The sequence below is a fragment of the Dichelobacter nodosus genome (assembly GCF_001263335.1).
GTDB classification, from domain to species: domain Bacteria; phylum Pseudomonadota; class Gammaproteobacteria; order Cardiobacteriales; family Cardiobacteriaceae; genus Dichelobacter; species Dichelobacter nodosus.
Map to the genome: position 1 here is coordinate 119,837 of NZ_LGVW01000028.1, position 22,348 is coordinate 142,184.

Here is a 22,348-nt window from a genome sequence, read left to right on the forward strand (position 1 = left end):
TAAGGGAGCATATTCATGGCTAAATTTTTTATCAACCGCCCAATTTTTGCTTGGGTTGTTGCCATCTTCATTATGATTGCGGGACTTTTTTCTGCTACGCGGTTACCGATTGAACAGTATCCCAGCATTTCCGCGCCCACAATTAATATTTCTTTTGCTTATTTAGGCGCCAGTGCGCAAACCATTCAAGATTCCGTTATTTCGATTATCGAAGAACAAATGAACGCCATTGAAGGCATCGATTATATGGAATCAAAAGCCTATTCCAATGGACACGGCGCCATTACGATTACCTTCCATTCCGGTATTGATGCGGATTTGGCGCAAGTAAACGTACAAAATAAACTTTCCCAAGTTGAATCACGTTTACCGCAATCCGTGCGCAATATGGGGATTATGATTTCCCAAGCCAGTGATAACTTTTTACTGCTCACCGCGCTTTACGCTGAAGATAATGCACGACAAGATATTGGCGAAATTTCCGATTACGCCGTGCAAGTCATTAAACCCGAATTGCAACGCGTCAGCGGCGTTGGTGAAGTGCAAATTTTTGGTTCCGAACGCGCGATGCGGATTTGGGTTGACCCGCAAAAACTCAAAAGTTACAACTTATCTTTTGCCGACGTACAACAAGCCATCGCTTCACAAAATATACAAATTACCGCCGGTACTTTGGGCGATACGCCAAACGTATTAGGGCAACAATATAGCGCCAGTATCCATATTCAAGGATTACTCGGCAGCGTGGAAGAATTTGAAAAAATCGTCATCAAATACGATTTCAATGGCGCAACCGTGCAACTAAAAGATGTGGCAGTAGTTGAACTCGGTAAACAAACTTATGCTTTTAATACGCGTTTAAATGGAAAACCCGCCATTGGGATCGGCGTGCGTTTGTCTTCAACGGGTAACGCCGTTGCCGCTGCCAAAGAAATCCGCACCAAAATGGAATCGTTATCGCATTATTTTCCAGAAGGCGTTTCTTGGGATATTCCTTATGATACCTCCACATTTATCAAAATTTCCTTGGGAAAAGTGCTTCATACTTTAGCGGAAGCCATTTTATTGGTGTTTATTGTGATGTATTTGTTTTTGCAAAACATTCGCTACACCATTATCCCCACGATTGTGGTGCCAATTTCGCTTTTAGGCGCGCTCGCGCTGATGTATCCCATGGGATTATCGATCAACGTATTAACGATGTTTGCCATGGTTTTGGTCATTGGGATTGTGGTTGACGATGCGATTGTGGTGGTTGAAAACGTGGAGCGCCTCATCGTCACGGAACAATTAACGCCTTATCAAGCCGCGCAAAAAAGTATGCAACAAATCACCAACGCGGTTATCGGCATTACTTTGGTTTTAATTTCCGTATTTATTCCGATGGCATTTTTATCGGGCGCAACCGGTGCCATTTATCGCCAATTTTCTTTGGTGATGGCAGCTTCCATCGGTTTTTCGGCGTTTTTAGCTTTATCATTAACGCCAGCTTTATGCGCCACGATTTTAAAACCAGCGCGTCATCACGCGAACAAAACGGGCTTTTTTGCCGGTTTTAACCGCATCATTAAAACGATTACCCGTCTTTACCAAGAAACCGTTGGCAGATTGATTCGCTTGAGTTATGCGATGATGGCGGTTTTCTTCGGACTGGTACTACTTTCTGTATTTATTTTTACGCGCATTCCAACTTCTTTCTTGCCGGTTGAAGACCAAGGAACCGTGATAACAACATATCAATTACCCGCCGGCGCCACTTTAGAACGCACCAAACACATGATCGAAAAAGCCGAAGACATCGTGTTAAACAACAAAGATCTGGTCAAAAGTATGACGACGGTAATCGGTTTTAGTTTCAGCGGTCAGGGACAAAACATGGCGTTCAGCTTTATTTCGTTAAATGATTGGTCGCAACGCCGCGGAAAAGGACAAGATTCCATTTCCTTCACCCGCCGTTTAAATGGCATGTTGCAATCGATCAATGAAGCTTTTATTTTTGCACTCACGCCGCCGGCAATTCCCAGCTTGGGCGTTTCGTCCGGATTTTCGTTATATTTACAAGACCGCAATAATCAAGGACACGAAGCATTGCTTGCCGCGCGCAATCAATTAATCGGCATGGCGCGCCAAAGTAAAATCCTCACCAGCGTTCGTCCCAGCGGTTTGGAAGACGCAACGCAATTGCAAATCGATATTGATCGTAACGCTGCTTTTGCGCAAAAAGTGCCGTTAACCTCAATTGCGCATACTTTGGGAAACGCGTTGGGTTCTAACTACCTCAATGATTTCCCTAATAAAGGACGCATGCAACGCGTTTACGTCATGGCGCAAGCAAATGCACGCATGCAGCCGGAAGACGTATTAAATCTCACCGTTGCCAATTTAAGAGGAGAATTGGTGCCAATTTCTTCTTTAGCCAACGTGAAATGGATTAAAGGCTCGGAACAAGTAACCCGTTATAACGGTTATACCGCGATGGCAGTGGAAGGCGCGGCGGTGCCCGGTCATTCCACGGGGGAAGCGATGGCAGAAATTAGCCGTTTAGCCGCACAATTGCCCGATGGTTTCGCCGTTGAGTGGACGGGACAATCTTTGGAAGAAATCCGTTCCGGACATTCCGAATACTATATTTATGCGTTTTCAGCTTTAGCGGTATTTTTGTGTTTGGCGGCTTTATATGAAAGCTGGTCAATTCCGTTTGCCGTGTTATTAGTGGTGCCGTTGGGTATTTTCGGCGTTACCATGGGTAACTTTTTCCGCGGTTACGAAAACGATATTTACTTTAAAATCGGTATGATTACCGTGATGGGACTTTCTGCTAAAAACGCCATTTTGATCATTGAATTCGCTAAAGAATTACAAGATGACGGCATGAGCAAAGTGCGCGCGGCGATGTCGGCGGCTGCTTTACGGTTTCGTCCGATCATTATGACTTCATTGGCGTTTATCGCTGGTGTTGTGCCGTTATATTTTGCCAGCGGCGCCAGTTCTTCTAGCCAACGCGCCATCGGTACCAGCGTTTTATGGGGCATGTTAATTGGCACTATTTTGTCAATATTTTTTGTTCCCATTTATTACGTCGTCATTCGTAAAATTTTCTCTGGCAAAAAACGAAATACCGATGCCGAATCCTCACTCACTCATCAGCAAGGTTAATTCCATGAAAAAACCAGTTTATAGTCTTTCTTTGGCGGTATTCCTTGCCGCCTGCTCCTTTGTTCCTGATTACGAACAGCCGACCGTGGCTTTAGAGCAACAGTGGATAAAAACCGCGCTCGATGAACAAACCACTGCCACCGCCTCGGATTTAGGTTGGCGCGAATATTTTCGCGATCCGCAGCTGCAAACGTTAATCGCCGCGGCATTGCAACATAACCACGATTTAAAACAAGCCGCATTAACGGTTGAACGCGCTGCCGCTCAATACGGTATCGCAGAAAAAAATGAGCTGCCCGTAATTGCGCTTAATTCGGAAGTCAACCGCGCTGGAAATGTGCGCGGCGCGGAAACGAATTACCGCGTGGGCGTGGGATTTAGTAATTTTGAACTGGATTTTTTTGGACGCGTCCGCGCGATGACAACGGCAGCGTTAAATCATTATTTACAAACGCGAGAAGCGCGTGACAGCGCGCAATTAGCCGTTATCCAAGGCGTTGCTAAAACGTATTACGCCGCGCGTATCAATCAAGCTTTGATGGATCTGTCAAAACAAGTAGTTCAATCGCGGCAAAAATCCGCTGAATTAGCGCGTTTGCAATATCAAGCTGGCGTGATTAATGAAACGATTTTGCACGGTTACGAAAGCGCCATTGCCGCCGCCGAAGCTAATTATCATGGTTATCGTCGCAGCTACCAGCAAGCGTTAAACGGATTAAGCAGTTTGGTGGGTATGCCGTATCAACAATTAAACGTGCCAGCAGCCGGCGGATTAGATCAGGCATTTTCTGCATTAACTGTGCCCGCTGGACTGCCGTCTGCTTTATTGGAAAAACGTCCCGATGTGCGCGCGGCGGAATACGCTTTAAAAGCAGCAAATGCTAATATCGGCGCGGCGCGGGCGGCATTATTTCCCAAAATCAGTTTGACCGGTTCTTTGGGTTATTTGTCTACGGAATTGGATCATTTATTAGATGAACCGCATCGCGCGTGGTCGATAACGCCTGCCGTGATGTTGCCGATTTTTGATCGGGGTTTATTAAATGCGCAGGTGAAAGTTAGTGAATTGAATCAAAAAATCGTTGTTGAAGAGTATCAAAAAACGCTACAAACCGCTTTTCAAGAAATCGCTGATATTTTAATCGCCCGCGAAACTTATGCCGAACAATATCAAGCCGCGCAAAAAGCCGCGACGGCGCAAAACGAAGTATTGCGTCTAGAAAAATTGCGTTTTAATACGGGCGTGAGCGACGGCTTGGCTTTGCTTGAAGCTGAACGCAACAGTTTCCAAACGCAGGAACGCGTTTTACAAGTACAATTAGGATTGCTAACCAATTTGGTAAGTTTTTACACTGCGATGGGCGGTGGATTGCAGGAATACGGCGCGCAATTACCTGATATTAAATAATAAAATGCAAATAAAACCCGCTTTTTAAGCGGGTTTTTTCATTGAACAAAACAATTTTATTTCGGCGTAAATTTTTCGTGTTCTTATGACTATTGAAAATATTATATGCAAAAAAATCAAACGAATAACGCAATCGTAAATAATGCCGCGCGTATTAAATACGCAAAAAAAAATGCGTATGTTCATCATGATGCTGAACGTACGCGACATAAGACAAATGATAGAAAATAGAAACGAGGTGGTGCCCGGAGCCGGAGTCGAACCGGCACGGTATTGCTACCGAGGGATTTTAAGTCCCTTGCGTCTACCTATTCCGCCACCTGGGCAATTGAGGAAGCAGATGATACCGATCGACTTTGCTTTCGTCAAGCATTTTCCGATTTATTTTTCACCCAATTTCTGCCACTGAACATAATTGCCTGCATAATCATCATCTAGTTGTTTGAGTATTTTCAAAATTTCGGCGTAATACGGTGCGCGCGGATCAATTTCATGGCGGTGATACAACATAAAATCGCTTAAAGCGTGTTGCGTTTGCTGGGTTTTACTTAACGATTTTTCGCCCAAAACTTGCTCTGCCAACCGCAATTTTAATTGCAGGATTAAATCCTGCGGCGATGACGTTCCCATTCCCTGATCCGCCGCTAATGCTTTTAATCGCTGCATTTCATCGCGCATTTTGCCTTGTTCTGGATCCAAATCTTCGTTAATCCATTTATTTGCCACAAATAATATATCCCCCAATTTCCCCAAATAATCTGATGCCTCCGCCTCATTTTTTGAACCTTGTGCTAATTGCCCCTGAAAAGACGCTAAAAAATCCTGCATTTGCGCCGGCGTTGCTTCGGTTAAATTTGTTTTGGGATATTTTTTCTGCCACGCCGCTAAATTGTTATCCCACAAACGCGCCCAACGTTGCCATTGTTCCTTTTCCGCGGCATCTGCGGCATTATTCAGCGCCATATTTTCCCGAAAACGCAATAATTCCTGCACGATTTGCTGCGTATTGCCCTGATTAATTGCTTTTTTCACCTGATTGGGCAATTGCTGCGAATGGGCTAATAACATTTTTACCTGTTCAACAGTTTTGGGATCCAAAGGTTCGGCGGCGCGGTGTTCTTGTTGCGCCCGCACTTTTTCTGCGCCATCATGCGCGCCCACCAAAACATCTAATAACTGCGCCAGCGTTGTGGTATTTGATTCTTCCGCCGGCAAATAAAGAGAAAATAATGCCGCAAAAATCATTAAAAAATACTTTTTCATACTTTTTCCTCATCAAAAATACGTTTACGCGCCGCAATCAAAGCAAAATCCGCATGATCAGAATAATGCTCACACAATTGCGCCAATAATGCTGCGGCTTTTTCATGCTCTGAAAACGCGTTTTCCAAAATATCCACCACCAATAAATAATTTTTTACCACATCAGCGTGTTGAGGATAACGTTGCGCAAAACCATGCACCAATTCCAAAGCTAGCGTGGCTTGATTTTCTTCAACTGCCTGTTTTGCCAAAGGATAAATCCAATCCGGCGATAATTCAGATGATGGATTTTTTTGATAAATGCGTAATGCCGTCGCAAAATCCTGCGCGGCTACAGCCGTTTTTAAAGTTAACGACGCTGATTTTGCCGATGATTTATGTTGATCAAAAACCGACATTTATCCTCCCCGCGACAAACGTTGCAATAAATCAATCAACCGCGCCAATTCCCAATTTTGCGTAATATGCGACAAACTCACACGCAGAGAACGCGCCGCCGCGTCTTTTTTGCCCATCGCCTGCAAAACATGCGACGCTTCACCGCGTGCCGATTGACACGCCGAACCCGCCGATAACGCAATTTTGGCATCAGATGCTGCCGCGAGCACCTGTTCGGCAGGCAAACCGCTATCAATGTTTAAAATGTGCGGCGTATGAATTTCTGGGTCAAGCGGCACATTTAAATGCATGGATAAAGGTAACGCCGCTTGCAAAGTTTGCGCGTGTTGTAAAACAATCGTCCGCCGATTTGTTAAATCGTGCTGCACTTTAACCGCCGCCGCGCAAAAAGCCATAATTAAACCTGACGGCAAAGTGCCAGAACGTAAACCGCGTTCTTGACCACCGCCGTGCATTTGTGCCTGCAAACGCATTTTGGGGAAATGACGCACAAACAACGCGCCCACGCCTTTCGGCGCGTAACATTTATGCCCCGAAAAACTGATTAAATCCGCGTCCCAATCGCGCGCATTCACCGCAATTTTGCCCAACGCCTGCGCCGCATCAACATGAAATTTGCCGCCGGCAGCGTGCACACAATCAGCAATTTGACGCAGCGGTTGCAAAACGCCCGTTTCATTATTGACTGCCATAACGCTTACTAACGTTGCCGGCTGTTGCAGCGCATTTTTTAAAACATCAAGCGACAATAAACCGCGTTCATCAACTGGCAAAACGTCCACTTTCACGCCGCTCCGCGCCAATTCTGATAACGGATCCAAAATAGCTTTATGTTCGGTTTGCACGGTAATAATGCGTGGATTTTTGCAGCCGTGATAACCAACTGCACCTTTTAGCGCCAAATTATCGGCTTCGGTGGCGCCGCTGGTGAAAATAATTTCTGCGGGATCGGCAGCAATTGCGGCGGCAAAATCCGCGCGCGCCGTGGCAATTTGTTCGGCTTGAGCGCGTCCTAAAGCATGCGCTGAACCGCTGTTAGCAAAATCGTGTAATAAATGATGATAATAATGGGAGACGATTTCAGCATCAGGCGGCGTTGAGGCGCTGTAATCAAAATAAGCCCACGTGTCGCCGTGTTCTTGCTTCATGGTGATTTCCTTTACAAGGCAATAAGCGCTTCATTGTAACGCGATTTTTTGAGCGCACCGATAAAAAAATTGGAAGGTGTAACCCTTCCAATTGCTTCATAACGCGGATAAAACCGTCTACGATTTATAATCTTTTTTCACAAAAGGCAAGTCAACAATTTGCATTTTAATCGCTTTATTGCGCACCATCGCTACAAATTCCGTGCCAGTTGTTGCCAATTCGCTGTCAACATAACCCATAGCGACCGGCGCATCGAGCGTTGCTGCAAAACCGCCGCTGGTAATTTCGCCCACTTCTTTGTCGTTGTGGAAAATTTTTGTATGTTGACGCACGGGCAATTTGCCTTCAATCGAAAATCCAACCCGCCGACGAGCAACGCCGTTTTTAATATGTTGCGCGATAATTTCCGCGCCTGGATAACCGCCTTCGCGTTCTCCTTCGGGTTTGCGCACTTTTTGAATTGCCCAAGCAATTCCGGCTTCAATCGGCGTTGTAGTCGTATCAATATCATTGCCGTATAAACACAATCCCGCTTCCAACCGCAAAGAATCGCGCGCGCCTAATCCTGCAGGGTGAACGCGTGAATCAGAAAGCAAAGCATTCGCTAATGCCATTGCAATTTTGGCAGGAATCGAAATTTCAAAACCATCTTCACCGGTATAACCCGAACGGCTGACCCAGCAATCTTCTTCTAAAATTTTAAACATGCCGGCTTGCATGAATTTTAAATCTTTCACCGCAGGATTTAATACGGATAAAACGGCAGCAGATTTCGGACCTTGCAAAGCAATCAACGCGCGGTCTTGCCACCATTGCATCGCATCGCCAAAAGTTTTTTGCAAAATTGCAAAATCGTGTTCTTTACGTGAAGCATTAACCACCAAATAAAAATCATCGGCGCGCCGCGTGACCATTAAATCGTCTTCAATCGTTCCTTGATCGTTTAACAATAAGGCATAACGTTGTTTACCAACCGGCAGCGAAAGAAAATCCATCGGCATGATACGTTCCAATTTTTCGGCAACATCGGCGCCGCGGATTAAGATTTGCCCCATGTGTGATACATCAAATAAAGAAGCGTGGCTGCGCGTCCAGAGATGTTCTTTAATAATTCCTTCGCTGTATTGCACCGGCATTTCGTAGCCCGTGAATTCAACCATTTTCGCGCCTTTTGCACGATGCCATTCGGTGAGCGCTGTTTTCTGCAATGCCATCTCTTACTCCTTGTTTGTTGCAAAGCCGTTAGCATAGCACCGAGATCGTTACCAAACAAACGTCTAACATCGTAAAAAAACAGGATAAACATGATGATAAAAAATCGTTACAAAAACCGTTAACGGCAGGGTTTTTCGCATAAAATTCGTTGTCAGCATGAAAAACAATCGCTAAAATAACCAAGGTTTTAACTCACAATATAGGAAAATATGTCTAAAGAAGAAAATATTGAATTAACGGGCACCGTCATTGAAACGCTCCCCAATACGATGTTTCGCGTCGAGCTGGAAAATGGTCACCAAATTAATGCGCACATTTCTGGCAGAATGCGCAAGCACTATATCCGCATTCTCACCGGCGATAAGGTTAAAGTTGAAATGACGCCCTACGATCTTTCTAAAGGACGTATTGTCTTCCGCGAAAAATAATGATCGCATTTTTGTTTGTTTTAACCCGCACGCAGCGGGTTTTTTATTTTCCAAAATTATTGATGATTCGCCTGCACAATTAATTCTTGCACGGCACCGCGATCTAAAACATGCGCGCGTTCAACGTCTAACAACAATAAAAAATCCATAAAAGCCGCCGCATTCATACCGTGCGCGCGCGAATCCGGACGATTCACCGTTACGCTGACTTCAGCGCCGTGGTTTAAAAGATAACGCACCATCGCCGCGTCGTTATACAACATCGCCACATGCAACGGCGATAAACCTTTTTCCAATTCATTAAAATCACAACCGCGAAGCGCTGCCGTATCCAAAGCAGCCATCACCTTTTTTTGATCAATCCCTTCAATACCGTGACTTGCCAACAATAAATGCACAATACTGCGCGGCGCTTCATCAGCCGTCATGCGCACGTGGCACTGTTGCTCATCGGTATACTGCATTTCTGTCATCAACGACAAACGATCAGTTTCAGAAGCGGCAAGCGGCAGGCTCAAAAAACCCAATAAAACGAAAAGCTTTTTCATAAAAACTCCTTATTTGGCGCGACAAATTTGCAAAGTATTCGTCGAACCCGTCAACCCCATTTTCATGCCGCTGGTAATCACATATAAATCCCCGCTATGAACAACACCGCGCCACGCCAAATGCGCTTCTGCCTCCGCAATCGCATTTTGATGATCATTACTGATATCCGCCATTAAAGGACGCACGCCGCGATACATCGCCATTTTGCGTTGCACACTCAAACTGCTGGTTAACGCATAAATCGGAATATTGATGCCATAACGGCTTAATTGAAACGCCGTGGTACCGCTGTTAGTTAAGGCAATAATGGCTTTAGCGCCAATTTTTTGTGCGGTAAAAACGGCGCCGGCAGCAATCGTATGATCAATGCGATCCGTGATGGGAATATCCATATCAATATTTTCCATCGGATTTTGCGCATTTTCTGCCGCCTGACAAACGAGCGCCATCGTTTGCACCGTTTCAAAAGGATACAAACCAACGGCTGATTCTGCCGATAACATCACCGCATCAGTACCATCAATTACCGCGTTTGCCACGTCAGAAACTTCCGCCCGCGTCGGCACGGGATTCGTAATCATGCTTTCCATCATTTGCGTTGCTGTAATCACAAAACGACGATGCCGCCGCGCGAGTTTAATCATACGTTTTTGCAAAACCGGCACCGCCGCATTGCCCACTTCCACCGCTAAATCACCGCGCGCCACCATAATGCCGTCGCTTGCCATCACGATTTCTTCCAAATGAGTAATGGCTTCGGCGCGTTCAATTTTGGCAATCAGCGCGGGGTGATGCGTATTGGGGCAAGCTTGCGCAACCAATTGCCGCGCCAACTCCATATCTGCGGCTGATTTAACAAAACTCACCGCCAAATAATCCGCGCCCAATTCCACTGCCGTTTTTAAATCTTGGCGATCTTTATCGGTTAACGCCGGTGCCGAAAGTCCGCCGCCTTGTTTATTAATGCCTTTATTACTTTTTAACAGCGCCGAATTGCCCACAACGGTATGAATTTCATCGCCAACAATTTTGCTCACGGTTAACGTCACCAAACCATCATCAAGCAATAACACGTCTCCAATTCGAACGTCTTTGGGCAAATCGGCATAATCTAATCCCACGCGCTCCGCCGTTCCTTCACCACGATATGCGGCGTCTAAAATATAAGTTTGCCCTTCAATTAACGACACTTTACCGCCGGCAATCGCCCCAATTCGGATTTTAGGGCCTTGTAAATCGGCAATAATGGCAACTTGTCGTCCCACATTTTCTGACGCTAACCGCACGCGACGGGCATTTTCAGCATGAAACGCACGATCGCCGTGAGAAAAATTCATGCGCACCACGTTTAATCCCACGCGAATGAGTTGCTCCAACATTTCTACGCTATTGCTTGCCGGCCCCAAAGTTGCAACGATTTTGGTGTGGTGGCTAATACGGTGTAAATCTCTTTTAAATGGCATGGTTTTCTCCTTATTTGAATTGAATCAATCCATTTTCATTGCCCAAAGCATCTAAAGGAATATCCCAGCGCTCGGCAGTAAATAATGGAATTTCCTGACAAGCATAAGCCATTCCGATCAAATAAGGCGCCTGTCCGCGCACTTTTCCAGCAAAACTGCGATCATAAAAACCGCCGCCCATGCCGATGCGGTGACCGCATGCATCGTAAGCAACTAAAGGCGCAACAACCATTTTTGGCAGATTTTGACGATCGGGCGCATCATTTTTCGGCGCGGGAACGGGAATATTCAGCGCGCCGTTGTTCAACGTTTCTCCTTGATAGTACGCCCGCCACTGCAATGCCGCGCCTTTTGCCGTCACAATGGGTAAAAACAGTTTTTTCTGCCGTTGAAATAAAGTTTCGATCAAATAATGCGTATCGATTTCTTCGGCAATGGATAAAAATAAACCAATTTCTTCTACGGGTTCAATTTGTTGCATAAACTCTAAAATAAATTGGCTGGCTTGTTGCGATTTTGTCGCTCGCACTGCGCCGCAAATCGCAGCACGTTTGGCGCGCACTTCTTTTCTTGTGTTTCGTACGTCAATCATAAAAACTCCTTTGGGCATATTTTTAAACGCGTTACCATTGTATGGTGTTTTTGCGGCTGATTTTGCGGTCGTTTTTATGGGCAATTTTTAAAAGGAACAAAAAATGGAGAAAAAAAGCGTGATGACGATTGATGAATCCGGCAGATTAACGCCGGCGCGCATTATCAATAGTCCTTTTTTTGATGAACGTCCCAACGGCTGCCCGATCGATACCATCGTGTTGCATAACATCAGTTTACCGCCGCGGCAATTTGGCACTGAAGCCATCGATGCGTTATTTACCGGCACGTTGCCCGCCGAACGACACCCGTTTTTTGCCGAAATTGCGCATTTACGCGTTTGCGCTCATTTTCTCATCGACCGAAGAGGCGCGATCACGCAATACGTTTCCACGCTTAAACGCGCGTGGCACGCCGGAAGATCCGTTTTTCTAGGAACAGAAAATTGCAATGATTTTTCCGTGGGCATCGAATTAAACGGTTGTGATGATATTCCTTATACGTGGCAACAATATTGCGCGTGCGCAGATTTAATAGACGCTTTAATGCGCCGTCACCCCGCCATCAGCAAAGAACGCATCACAACGCATCAACACATCGCTCCCGATCGTAAAACTGATCCCGGTGCTGCCTTTCATTATCCAACGTTGATGAGATTGCTTGCGCGCGTGCAAAAATCATCATCATAATTTGCTAAAATTACGCGTCTTTTTCCGTTAATAACTTTTTTATGATGATCTCTCGCCGCCATTTTCTTTATTATGCAACCGCCGCCTCCGCTTTTTTGACGTTACCAGCGTATCCCAAAAATCAAACGGTTTTATTCCAAAAAATTCAATCGTTACTGCAAGAATGCCGCGCTGCTGGACGTTTGAGCGCTGATGAACGCTTGGGTTTGGTAGTTTCTGATGTGATTACGCAGCAAACCGTTATCGCGATGAATGAAAATGTTCCTTTGCAAGCGGCGAGCATGATTAAGCCGTTGGTGATTCAAGCTTATTTGTATTGTCATTTTGAAAAGGACGCCAAACTGTATCCGCTCAACGATAAAATTATCAGCGAAATGCGGGCGATGATTGTAGATAGCAATAATACGTACACCAATTATCTCATCAAACGTTTGGGCGGACCGGAAGGCGTGCAATGGATGTTGCGTAAAAAAGCACCGCATATTTTTCGACACATTCACATTGTAGAATCTATTCCCGCTGGTGGAAAAACATACCGCAATCGTGTTGCAGCTTCTGATTACACCCGTTTTTTGCACGCGTTATGGTTTGATCAATTGCCCGGTTCTACGCTTTTAAAACAATTAATGCATATTAAAAACCACGACCGCATCACGGTAAACACAAAATATATTCCAAAGACGATCGGCGTTTATGATAAAACGGGGTCAACAGCGATGTGTTGCGGCAATTTTGGTATGATCGAATATCGAACGCGGCGAGGCGTTATTCACCCTTATACGTTTACCGCTATTATCGAAAAATCACGCAAAGCACAACATTACACGCAATGGATCACCCAACGCAGCAATGTGATTCGTGATTTATCGGATTTGGTTTATCTGGATTTTCAATACAGAATTCCAGAGTAATCTTTTTGACACTTCAAATAGTTGAGAGTATTATGCGCCCTCTTGCAACGCAAGCCCCACAATTTATCGACCCTTGGAACTTTGCCCAGGGTCGGAAAACGCTTTGCGCCACATTGCCACTTTGCGACACTCAAGAAGTCAAGCAATGGGTGAAAAAAGACGATGTCGTCTCCTTCCATATTAAAGGAATGATCGATGAATATCGTCAACCTCATTTGATGGGCAGTTTTGCATTAACGTTAACGCTGCAATGTCAACGTTGCCTAAATGCCATGCAATGGCCGCTGGAACACGAGTTTGACTACGTTTTAATTCGTGATGAAACGCAAGAAGACAAAGTTGAAGGAAACAGCGAAACCTTAATCTGTACCGAAAACACAATGGATTTGGTATGGTTTTTGGAAGAAGAAATTTTGCTGGCAATGCCGATGATTGCCAAGCATGATAATTGTTTGCCGCCGGCGCATGTTAACGAAAAATTACCTTCGAGTGAACATCCGTTTGCGGCGTTAAAAGAAATGATGAAATCTAAGGAGCAACCCTAAATGGCTGTACAGCAAAACCGTAAATCACCATCAAAACGCGATATGCGCCGTTCACACGATGCTCTCGGTTTTTCTACCCTTTCTACTGATAGCAAATCCGGTGAACGTCATCGTCGCCATCATGTTACAAAAGATGGTTTTTATCGTGGAAAACAAGTAATTGTTCACCCCGTTGAATCTGTTGAAGTTGATGACGAAGTTTAGATAGAAAAGAAGTCTTAAGTAAATGATAAAAAGTGACATCGCCAGCACTGTGCCGATTATTGCCATTGACGCTATGGGCGGTGATGTCGGTCTCGATACCACTTTAGCCGCCGTTTTATCTGTTAAAAATCAATATCCTGCGCTGAAACTGATCTTAGTAGGCAACCAAAGCATTATTGAAAAACACAGCCTATTTCCTCAAATTGCTTCCCAAATGGAAATTGTGCATGCCGAACAAATCGTTGCTATGGACGAATCGCCCAGCAGCGTTTTACGGCATAAAAACGATTCATCAATGTGGCGGGCTTTAGAATTAGTGCAACAAGGCAAAGCTGATGCCTGCGTCAGCGCGGGTAATACTGGCGCGCTCATGGGCTGCGCGCGGTTTATTTTAAAAATGTTACCTAATATTTCCCGTCCGGCAATTTGTTCCACCGTTCCTAATCGATATGGACACGTTCACTGGCTGGATTTGGGAGCAAACGTCAGCGCGAAACCAGAACAGCTCAAGCAATTTGCCATCATGGGTTCTGAATTAAGTAAAGCGGTTGATAATATTGCAAGCCCAACGGTCGGGCTGCTTAATGTCGGCTCTGAAGCGATTAAAGGCAACGATATCGTCAAAGAAGCCAATACGTTAATCAGCGCCACGGATCTAAATTATGTGGGCTATGTCGAAGGTAACGATCTGTTTTTGCGCAAAGATTTAAACGTTGTTGTTTGCGATGGATTCGTGGGCAATGTCGCCTTAAAAACAGTTGAAGGCATTGCAAAATTCATTCAATACGGCATGGAAGCTGAATTTAAGCGCAGTTTTTTTAGTCGCTTGACGGCACTGGTTGCATTACCTGCTTTGAAACGTTTGAAAAAACGCATTGATCCGCGCATGTATAACGGTGCTACTTTGCTTGGTCTGCAAGGTTTAGTGATTAAAAGCCACGGCAATGCCGATCCCATCGCGTTTGCTAATGCGATTAATTTAGCGCGTTTAGAAGTTGAAAATAACGTTTTGCACCGTATTTGTGAACAATTACAATTAAATCCAGAACACGATCAATAAAGAGCGCTTGTTTTATGATGTACAGCAAAATTATCGGTACCGGCGGTTATCTTCCCTCTCGTATTGTCAGCAATGATGAATTAAGCCAATCAATGCAAACTTCCGATGAGTGGATTTACAGTCGAACCGGCATTCGGCAACGGCATCTCGCATCGCCCGATGAAAGCTGTTCGGATATGGCTTTTTATGCTGCAAAACGCGCATTAGAAAACGCTCATATCGAAGCAGATGCCATCGATTTAATTATTGTTGCCACCTCAACTCCAGAACATATTTTTCCCAGCACTGCAACCGTAGTACAATCGCGTTTGTCGTGTCAACGCGCGGCGGCTTTTGATGTGCAGGCGGCGTGTACGGGATTTATGTACGCTTTAAATACCGCTGATTGTTTCATTAAATCAGGACAGTACCAAAACGTTCTCGTTATTGGCGCTGAAGTATTTAGTCGTATTGTTGATTGGCAGGATCGAAATACCGCGGTTTTATTCGGCGACGGCGCCGGCGCGGTAGTGCTTTCTGCTTCTGAAGAAGCGGGTATTTTAGGCACGATTTTACACGCCGATGGAAGCCATAAAGAATTGCTTTGGGTACCACAAGGAATTGGTTCTTCCGAAACGGATTTCGCAACGCGTCGCCCTTTTATCGAAATGCAAGGGCGCGAAGTTTTTAAATTTGCGGTGCGCAGTTTGACGCATTTGGTCAGCGAATTGCTCGTTCAATGCCAAATGAGTGCCGATGAAATCGATTTTTTAATACCGCATCAAGCGAATTCTCGCATTATTCAAGCCGTTGCCGAACATCTCAATTTACCGATAGAAAAAGTCATCATTACGGTTAATCAACACGCGAACACTTCCGCGGCGTCCGTTCCGCTTGCTTTAGATTACGGCGTTCAAAACGGTATCATTAAGCGCGGCGATAATTTATTATTAGAAGCCTTTGGCGGCGGCTTTACTTGGGGCGGCTGTATTCTTACTTACTGATAAAGGAAATAAAATGGGCAGCATTGCGGTTCTTTTTCCCGGACAAGGTTCTCAATCCGTCGGCATGATGCGCGATTTTGCAGAACTTTATCCACTGGTTAAAACGCGTTTTCATCAAGCTAGTGATATTGTTGGCATTGATTTATGGGATATTGCACAAAACGATACTAACGCGCGTTTAAATCAAACTGCTTACACTCAACCCATTTTGCTTACTGCCAGTTTTGCCTGTTACGAAATTTTAAAACAGGAAACGAATTTAAACGCGGCATTTATGGCAGGGCATTCTTTAGGAGAATATACGGCTTTATTAGCGGCGGGCGCTTTGAGTTTTGAAGAAGCCGTTCGTTTGGTCAATAAACGCGGCGCATTAATGCAAAATGCGATTCCGCGCGATGAAGCGGCAATGGCTGCAATTATTGGATTGAATGATAAACAAGTCGCGCAAATTTGTATGGAAGTTGCCGGTGACGTTTATCCCGCAAACTATAATACGTCCGAACAAATCGTTATTTCTGGACGCACGAATGCCGTTGAACTCGCCGTTGCCCGTGCCAAAGAAATGGGCGCAAAACGCGCGGTATTATTGCCCGTTAGCGTGCCTTCTCATTGCCCGTTGATGCGTGCGGCGGCGGCAGAATTAAGTTTTTATTTAAACCAAATTCAGTGGAAACTCCCCGAAAAAACGCAAGTCATCTACAATGTTGACGGGCAAACGCGCCAAACGGTCGACGGAATTATCAGCGCTTTGGGTGCGCAACTTTATCAACCCGTTTTGTGGACAAGTTGCATAAAAAAATTAGTAGACAGCGGCGTTGATACTTTTATCGAAATGGCGCCGGCAAAAGTATTAACCGGTTTAAATAAACGCATTGTTCCCAATCTAAAAACGCTCTCTTTTGACCACCCAGCCGCTTTAGATACTCTTAAAGATCACATGAGGTAACACTATGATTGAACTTCATATTGCATTGGTTACTGGTGCCAACGGTGGTATCGGTACCGCGATTACTGACACTCTCGCAGCAAATGGTTATTTAGTCATCGGAACCGCCATTTCAGAAGAAGGCGCCGCCGATATTACAAAACGTCTGCAACAAAATGGTTATCAAGGGCGCGGCATTGTTTTAGACGTAACCGATCCCGAATCCGTAGAAAGCGCGATGACTTTAATCAAAGCTCAATACGGCAGCATTTCCGTGCTGGTTAATAACGCGGGCATCACCAAAGATAATTTGCTCATTCGCATGAAAGAAGAAGAATGGGAGCAAGTGATTAATACGAATCTCACCAGCATTTTCCGCATGAGTAAAGCCGTGGTCAAAGATATGATGAAATCTCGTTACGGTCGCATTATTAATATTGCTTCTGTAGTCGGCGTGATGGGTAATGCTGGGCAAACTAATTACGGCGCCTCCAAAGCCGGACTCATCGGATTTGCCAAATCATTAGCGCGGGAAATCGGTTCACGCGGAATTACGGTAAATAATATCGCACCTGGATTTATCAATACGCCGATGACTCAAAATCTCCCAGAAGCGCAAAAAAAATTAATGTTAGATGCCATTCCGTTGGGCAGATTTGGTGAAGCACAAGAAGTTGCCGATGCCGTATTATTTTTAGCAAAATCCAGCTATATCACTGGAGAAACTTTACATGTCAATGGCGGCATGTACATGATTTAACCGCTATTGAAATTAACCAACCTTCGGTATAATGCCGAGTTTTTAAAAACATAGGAATATATTCATGAGTAATATTGAAGAACGTGTGATCAAAGTGATTGCGGAACAATTAAACGTTGATGAAGGACAAGTGAAAGCTGATGCCCATTTTATCGATGATTTAGGCGCAGACTCATTGGATTTGGTGGAATTGGTGATGACTTTAGAAAAAGAATTTGACTGCGAAATTCCTGATGAAGAAGCAGAAAAAATCACAACCGTCCAATCTGCAATTGATTTTGTAAAATCACGCTAAGTTTCGTTTACTTTGGGCGATTTTTCTAGCCACGGTTGCTTTTTTTGGCTACTGTGGCTTTTTTATTAATATTGATGCTTATCGCGCTTTTAAACGCGTTTCTTAAAAATAATTCTTGAAACATCATTTCGTTTTATAACTCGTTAATCGTTATAGGAATTTTTATGAGCAGCACTATCACTCGTGAATTACAACGTGTCGTGGTCACTGGAATGGGCATTATTAGCCCCGTTGGTAATAGCATTGACAGCGCATGGAATAATATTAAAAACGGCATTCACGGCATCAAGCCGATTACTGATTACGACGCTTCCGACCTTCCCGTGCGATTTCGCGGCTCCATCAGCGATTTTTCACCAGATAAATATTTTTCCCCCAAAGATGCCCGCAGAATGGATCGCTTCATTCATTACGGAATGGCAGCCGGCATCGATGCCATCATGGATAGCGGTTTAGATTTTAGCGATGAAGCGCGCGCCGAACGCTGCGGCGTTATCGTTGGTTCTGGCATCGGCGGTTTGCCTGGCATGCTCGACGGTTACCGAGATTTTTTAGAAAACGGCGCCCGTCGCGTCTCACCTTTTTACGTTCCCAGTAACATCATCAACATGATTTCTGGCAATTTATCGATCCGTTTCGGATTAAAAGGTCCTAACCTTGCCACGGCTACTGCCTGCGCGACTGCCACTCATTGCATTGCGCAAGCTTACCGCATGATTCAATACGGCGATTGCGACGTCATGATCGCAGGCGGCGCCGAAATGGCAGGTAACAGCATGGGCATTGCAGGATTCGCCGCCGCCAAAGCGCTTTCTACCCGAAACGACTCTCCAGAAACCGCATCACGCCCGTGGGATAAAGATCGCGATGGCTTCGTATTAGGCGACGGTGCCGGCATTATTGTTTTAGAATCATTGACCAGCGCCCGCGCACGCAATGCCAAAATTTACGGCGAAATCATCGGCATCGGATTAAGCGGCGATGCTTACCACATCACAGCCACACACCCGCAAGGAAAAGGCGCCGCGCGCTGCATGCGTTTAGCCTTAGAAGATGCCCATTTAAATCCAGAAGATGTTGACTACATCAACGCTCACGGCACTTCCACCCCCATCGGTGATTTAGCGGAAACACAAGCCATCAAACATACCTTTGGTGACGCTGCTTATAAAACCGTCATCAGCAGCACAAAATCAATGACGGGGCACACTTTAGGCGCCGCCGGCGGCATTGAAGCCATTTTCACGCTGCTTGCTTTGCGCGATCAAATCGTGCCGCCAACTATTAATTTGGAACACCCAAGCGATGATTGCGATTTGGATTATTGTCCGAAAGTCGCGCGCGATCGTAAATTAACCGTAGCGATGAGTAATTCTTTCGGCTTTGGCGGAACCAACGGCAGCCTGATTTTCCGCACGTTTTCATCATGATTGCCAAAATTTTCCGGTTGTTGATTTTATTTATTTTGTTTGCCGGCATTGCCGTGGTTTCGCTTGGATATCAACAATATAACCACAGTATCACGCATCATCTGCAACCTACGGAACAAGATATTATCAGCGTTCGCGCCGGCGATACGTTAGGCACGATTGCTGCCGAATTGGCGCAAAAACATGATTTGCCCAATCCTTGGGCGGTTAAAATTTATGCCAAACTTCACCCAGAAATACAAAAAATCCAAGCCGGTGATTACCGCATTCATGCCAATAGCACCGTATTAGATTTATTAGCGGATATGGTTGCCGGTCGGGTGATTGTTTTTGAATTTCGTTTGGTAGAAGGTAAAACGTTTGCCGAAATGATGCATTTGCTCGCACAATCGCCGGAATTAACGCATACCTTAAACGGAAAATCGCGCCAAGAAATCGCGCAGATTTTAGGCATTGAGGGCGATCCTGAAGGGTGGTTTTATCCGGATACTTATCGCTATACACGCCACAGTAGCGATCAAGAATTGTTGCAACGTTTGCACCAAAATATGCGCGCTGTTTTGCAAGAACATTGGCAAGATCGCGACGATCGTCTACCGTTGAAAACGCCTTATGAAGCTTTGATTTTGGCGTCCATCATTGAAAAAGAAACCGGCGTCGCCGATGAACGCGCGCAAGTTGCCGGTGTATTTGTGCGCCGTTTGCAAAAAAAGATGCGCCTGCAAACCGATCCCAGCGTGATTTACGGCATGAATCATTATCAAGGCACGATTACACGGCAGGATTTACAAAAAGATACGCCTTATAACACGTACACCCGTTTAGGATTACCGCCAACGCCAATTGCCATGCCCAGCGAAGCTTCTATTTATGCCGCGCTGCACCCTGATGAAGGCGATGCTTTATATTTTGTCGCCGACGGCAAAGGCGGTCATATTTTTTCCGCAACTTATGAAGCGCATTTAAAAGCCGTGCAACGTTATCGTCGAAGTCAAAATCATGCGCGGTAAATTCATTTGTTTAGACGGAACGGAAGGCAGCGGTAAATCCAGCCAAATTCAAGCGATTTGTTCCTTTTTACAACAGCACGGAAAAACGGTGATAACCACGCGCGAACCCGGCGGCACCCAAATCGGTGAAGCCATTCGCGAGCTTGTTTTGTCGCCGCACTATCAACCGCAAGCGCTGACGGAATTATTACTCATTCTTGCCGCGCGCCACGAACATCTGCAAACGGTGATTTTGCCTCATTTAGCGGCAGGAACATGGGTAATCAGCGATCGATTTAATGATGCAACATACGCCTATCAAGGTTATGGACGCGGCATTGATCTCAAAATTATCAAAACATTAGAACAAATCATTCAAGCTTCTTTTCAACCTGATTTGGCGTGTATTTTATGTTTACCGGAACACATAGCGGCGGAACGTGTACACAATCGAGCCCACGATCACGATCGTATCGAGTTGGAAAATCGAGCATTTTTTGCGCGCGTTGCTCAAGGTTATCACGCGCGCGCGCAGCTGCCGCACGCCCGTTTTATTGATGCTTCTGGCGATCAAAACAGCGTTTTTCAACAAATCCGCCATCATCTCGAGCTTTTATTATGACTGCGCCCGATTGGATTAATCTTGCTCATAATCGATTGAATTTATACACCAAACAACCGCCGCATTGTTTATTATTCATCGATCCGCAACAACAAAATGCTTTTTTTACCGCACAATTATTTGCCGCGGCGGTTTTGTGTTTTCATGCTCATCAAGGCATTGCCTGCCATGATTGCCAATCGTGTCATTTGATTGAACGCGGTACGCACCCAGATGCGTTTTTTTATCCACAACCGATTAAAATTGAAGAAATTCGCGCGTTAATTACCAAAACAACGATGACGCCTGCGCTTTCCGCGCGGCGCGTAGTTTTTTTGGGGCAAATCGATGATTATTCAGAAGAAGCTTTAAATACGTTGCTGAAAACGTTAGAAGAACCCAGTCCGCATAGTTTATTTATTTTAAGCGCGCGCAATCGTCACGCCGTCAAAGCGACCATCATCAGCCGCGCCCATTGTATTTCTTTGGTTAAACCGCGTTTTGAAGACGCTTTGGCATGGTTACAGGAACAAGGTTTTTCAGAAAAAGCGGCAACCGCAGCGCTGCGTTATAGTCATCACGATCCCTATCGTGCCGCGCAGTATTTGAAAAATGAATCCTTCCGCCCTTTTGAACTGTTAACGCTTTTGGCGGATTTTTTTGCTTACCCGCAGGAATATTGCGCGCTTTTGGAAGTGCTGGAAAAAATACCGGCAGAACACATTGTCGACGTGTTAACCGTGCATCTTGAACAACTCATTACCATTAAGCAGCTAGACATCGTGCCGCCGGATTGGCACAATTTACGGCTGGCGGAGCGTTTAAAACCAGCGGATTTAGCCAATATGCATCGTGTTTATGCAAAATTATGTCAGCTGCGGCGCCCCAATCAACGACAACTCAATCTCGTTTTAAATGCTAAAATTTTTCTTTTAGAACTTTTTAACTTACGGATGAAATCATTATGAGCGATAGCCTACCGCAATCTAAACTCAAAAAAGGCGTTATTCGCCTTACTATCAGTGATACGCGCGAACTTTATCAGGCTTTTATGCCTTTTGTGGACGGCTGCGGTTTATTTTTTGCAACCGAAGAAACCTATAAAATTGAACAAGAAGTGTTTGTTTTAATTACGCTTCCGGAAAATATGGGAAAATTTGCCGCACCGGGGAGAATCGTGTGGTTAAATCCGCCGAAAAAAGCCGTTAAACGCGTTCCCGGCATCGGCATTCAAATCCGCGGACGAGAAGTGGAAAAAATTCGAGAAACCATTGAAACCGGATTAGGCAAAATGTTGACCACTGGTCTGCCTTCTGCCACTTTATAAAAATCTTC

The 22,348-nt window shown here is 45.1% G+C and carries 24 protein-coding genes and 1 tRNA gene; 17 read left to right on the forward strand and 8 right to left on the reverse strand.

Going from position 1 to position 22,348, the window contains the following annotated elements; all coding sequences use genetic code 11:
- Window positions 1-15: 15 nt before the first annotated feature.
- Together AKG33_RS05060 and AKG33_RS05065 are read left to right on the forward strand one after the other, a co-directional pair.
- Window positions 16-3,156 carry an efflux RND transporter permease subunit gene (locus AKG33_RS05060; RefSeq protein WP_050708013.1) on the forward strand — a complete coding sequence of 1,047 codons (3,141 nt, stop codon included), beginning with the start codon at window positions 16-18 and terminating at the stop codon, window positions 3,154-3,156.
- Window positions 3,157-3,160: 4 nt separating this feature from the next.
- Window positions 3,161-4,564: an efflux transporter outer membrane subunit gene (locus tag AKG33_RS05065; protein ID WP_012031496.1), complete on the forward strand. Its 1,404-nt coding sequence runs from the start codon at window positions 3,161-3,163 to the stop codon at window positions 4,562-4,564.
- Window positions 4,565-4,803: 239 nt separating this feature from the next.
- Here the strand turns inward: AKG33_RS05065 and AKG33_RS05070 are convergent.
- From AKG33_RS05070 to gcvT, 5 genes are all read right to left on the reverse strand, one after another.
- Window positions 4,804-4,890 (reverse strand) — tRNA-Leu (locus AKG33_RS05070).
- Window positions 4,891-4,945: 55 nt separating this feature from the next.
- Window positions 4,946-5,827, reverse strand: coding sequence for a hypothetical protein (locus AKG33_RS05075; protein ID WP_012031497.1), 882 nt, complete (start codon window positions 5,825-5,827; stop codon window positions 4,946-4,948).
- Complete coding sequence (locus tag AKG33_RS05080) at window positions 5,824-6,225, reverse strand: tetratricopeptide repeat protein (protein WP_012031498.1); 402 nt, start codon at window positions 6,223-6,225, stop codon at window positions 5,824-5,826. Before AKG33_RS05080 ends, AKG33_RS05075 begins: the two co-directional genes overlap by 4 nt.
- Window positions 6,226-7,374: a cysteine desulfurase family protein gene (locus AKG33_RS05085; protein WP_050708014.1), complete on the reverse strand. Its 1,149-nt coding sequence runs from the start codon at window positions 7,372-7,374 to the stop codon at window positions 6,226-6,228.
- A gap of 117 nt (window positions 7,375-7,491) precedes the next feature.
- Window positions 7,492-8,589, reverse strand: coding sequence for a glycine cleavage system aminomethyltransferase GcvT (gcvT, locus tag AKG33_RS05090; protein WP_012031500.1), 1,098 nt, complete (start codon window positions 8,587-8,589; stop codon window positions 7,492-7,494).
- A gap of 210 nt (window positions 8,590-8,799) precedes the next feature.
- Here gcvT and infA point away from each other — a divergent pair, with 210 nt between their 5' ends.
- Window positions 8,800-9,018 carry a translation initiation factor IF-1 gene (gene infA / locus AKG33_RS05095; protein WP_012031501.1) on the forward strand — a complete coding sequence of 73 codons (219 nt, stop codon included), beginning with the start codon at window positions 8,800-8,802 and terminating at the stop codon, window positions 9,016-9,018.
- A gap of 56 nt (window positions 9,019-9,074) precedes the next feature.
- On the opposite strand, the gene AKG33_RS05100 is transcribed toward infA, so the two are convergent.
- Genes AKG33_RS05100 through AKG33_RS05110 form a run of 3 tightly spaced genes read right to left on the reverse strand, consistent with a single transcriptional unit; the run spans window position 9,075 to window position 11,622 of the window.
- Window positions 9,075-9,566 (reverse strand): ankyrin repeat domain-containing protein, encoded by a 492-nt coding sequence (locus tag AKG33_RS05100; protein ID WP_012031502.1) that lies wholly within the window; start codon window positions 9,564-9,566, stop codon window positions 9,075-9,077.
- Window positions 9,567-9,575: 9 nt separating this feature from the next.
- Entirely contained in the window at window positions 9,576-11,030 is a 1,455-nt protein-coding gene (gene pyk / locus AKG33_RS05105; protein ID WP_050708015.1) for a pyruvate kinase, read from the reverse strand.
- A gap of 10 nt (window positions 11,031-11,040) precedes the next feature.
- A complete protein-coding gene (locus tag AKG33_RS05110; RefSeq protein WP_050708016.1) occupies window positions 11,041-11,622 on the reverse strand; it encodes a 5-formyltetrahydrofolate cyclo-ligase in 582 nt (193 codons plus the stop codon).
- A gap of 103 nt (window positions 11,623-11,725) precedes the next feature.
- Between AKG33_RS05110 and ampD the strand changes: the two genes are divergently transcribed.
- From ampD to AKG33_RS05180, 14 genes are all read left to right on the forward strand, one after another.
- On the forward strand, window positions 11,726-12,310 hold the full coding sequence (gene ampD, locus AKG33_RS05115; protein ID WP_012031505.1) for a 1,6-anhydro-N-acetylmuramyl-L-alanine amidase AmpD: 585 nt from the start codon (window positions 11,726-11,728) through the stop codon (window positions 12,308-12,310).
- Between the two features lie 41 nt (window positions 12,311-12,351).
- Window positions 12,352-13,221 carry a serine hydrolase gene (locus tag AKG33_RS05120; protein ID WP_012031506.1) on the forward strand — a complete coding sequence of 290 codons (870 nt, stop codon included), beginning with the start codon at window positions 12,352-12,354 and terminating at the stop codon, window positions 13,219-13,221.
- Between the two features lie 32 nt (window positions 13,222-13,253).
- The gene (locus AKG33_RS05125) at window positions 13,254-13,766 is read left to right on the forward strand and encodes a YceD family protein (RefSeq protein WP_012031507.1); all 513 of its coding nucleotides are present in this window, start codon (window positions 13,254-13,256) and stop codon (window positions 13,764-13,766) included.
- Window positions 13,767-13,970, forward strand: coding sequence for a 50S ribosomal protein L32 (gene rpmF, locus AKG33_RS05130; RefSeq protein ID WP_012031508.1), 204 nt, complete (start codon window positions 13,767-13,769; stop codon window positions 13,968-13,970).
- Window positions 13,971-13,992: 22 nt separating this feature from the next.
- Window positions 13,993-15,030 carry a phosphate acyltransferase PlsX gene (gene plsX / locus AKG33_RS05135; RefSeq protein ID WP_012031509.1) on the forward strand — a complete coding sequence of 346 codons (1,038 nt, stop codon included), beginning with the start codon at window positions 13,993-13,995 and terminating at the stop codon, window positions 15,028-15,030.
- A gap of 14 nt (window positions 15,031-15,044) precedes the next feature.
- The gene (locus AKG33_RS05140) at window positions 15,045-16,013 is read left to right on the forward strand and encodes a beta-ketoacyl-ACP synthase III (RefSeq protein WP_012031510.1); all 969 of its coding nucleotides are present in this window, start codon (window positions 15,045-15,047) and stop codon (window positions 16,011-16,013) included.
- A 13-nt stretch (window positions 16,014-16,026) separates the two neighbouring features.
- Entirely contained in the window at window positions 16,027-16,959 is a 933-nt protein-coding gene (gene fabD / locus AKG33_RS05145) for an ACP S-malonyltransferase (RefSeq protein WP_012031511.1), read from the forward strand.
- A gap of 4 nt (window positions 16,960-16,963) precedes the next feature.
- On the forward strand, window positions 16,964-17,698 hold the full coding sequence (fabG, locus tag AKG33_RS05150) for a 3-oxoacyl-ACP reductase FabG (RefSeq protein WP_012031512.1): 735 nt from the start codon (window positions 16,964-16,966) through the stop codon (window positions 17,696-17,698).
- Window positions 17,699-17,762: 64 nt separating this feature from the next.
- Window positions 17,763-17,993: an acyl carrier protein gene (gene acpP, locus AKG33_RS05155; RefSeq protein ID WP_012031513.1), complete on the forward strand. Its 231-nt coding sequence runs from the start codon at window positions 17,763-17,765 to the stop codon at window positions 17,991-17,993.
- Window positions 17,994-18,157: 164 nt separating this feature from the next.
- Entirely contained in the window at window positions 18,158-19,423 is a 1,266-nt protein-coding gene (fabF, locus tag AKG33_RS05160) for a beta-ketoacyl-ACP synthase II (RefSeq protein ID WP_012031514.1), read from the forward strand.
- On the forward strand, window positions 19,420-20,433 hold the full coding sequence (gene mltG, locus AKG33_RS05165; RefSeq protein ID WP_012031515.1) for an endolytic transglycosylase MltG: 1,014 nt from the start codon (window positions 19,420-19,422) through the stop codon (window positions 20,431-20,433). The genes fabF and mltG overlap by 4 nt, the downstream gene beginning before the upstream one ends.
- Window positions 20,423-21,034, forward strand: coding sequence for a dTMP kinase (gene tmk / locus AKG33_RS05170; RefSeq protein WP_012031516.1), 612 nt, complete (start codon window positions 20,423-20,425; stop codon window positions 21,032-21,034). The genes mltG and tmk overlap by 11 nt, the downstream gene beginning before the upstream one ends.
- The gene (locus AKG33_RS05175) at window positions 21,031-21,981 is read left to right on the forward strand and encodes a DNA polymerase III subunit delta' (RefSeq protein ID WP_012031517.1); all 951 of its coding nucleotides are present in this window, start codon (window positions 21,031-21,033) and stop codon (window positions 21,979-21,981) included. The genes tmk and AKG33_RS05175 overlap by 4 nt, the downstream gene beginning before the upstream one ends.
- Complete coding sequence (locus AKG33_RS05180; RefSeq protein ID WP_012031518.1) at window positions 21,978-22,340, forward strand: PilZ domain-containing protein; 363 nt, start codon at window positions 21,978-21,980, stop codon at window positions 22,338-22,340. The genes AKG33_RS05175 and AKG33_RS05180 overlap by 4 nt, the downstream gene beginning before the upstream one ends.
- The last annotated feature ends 8 nt before the right edge of the window (window positions 22,341-22,348 follow it).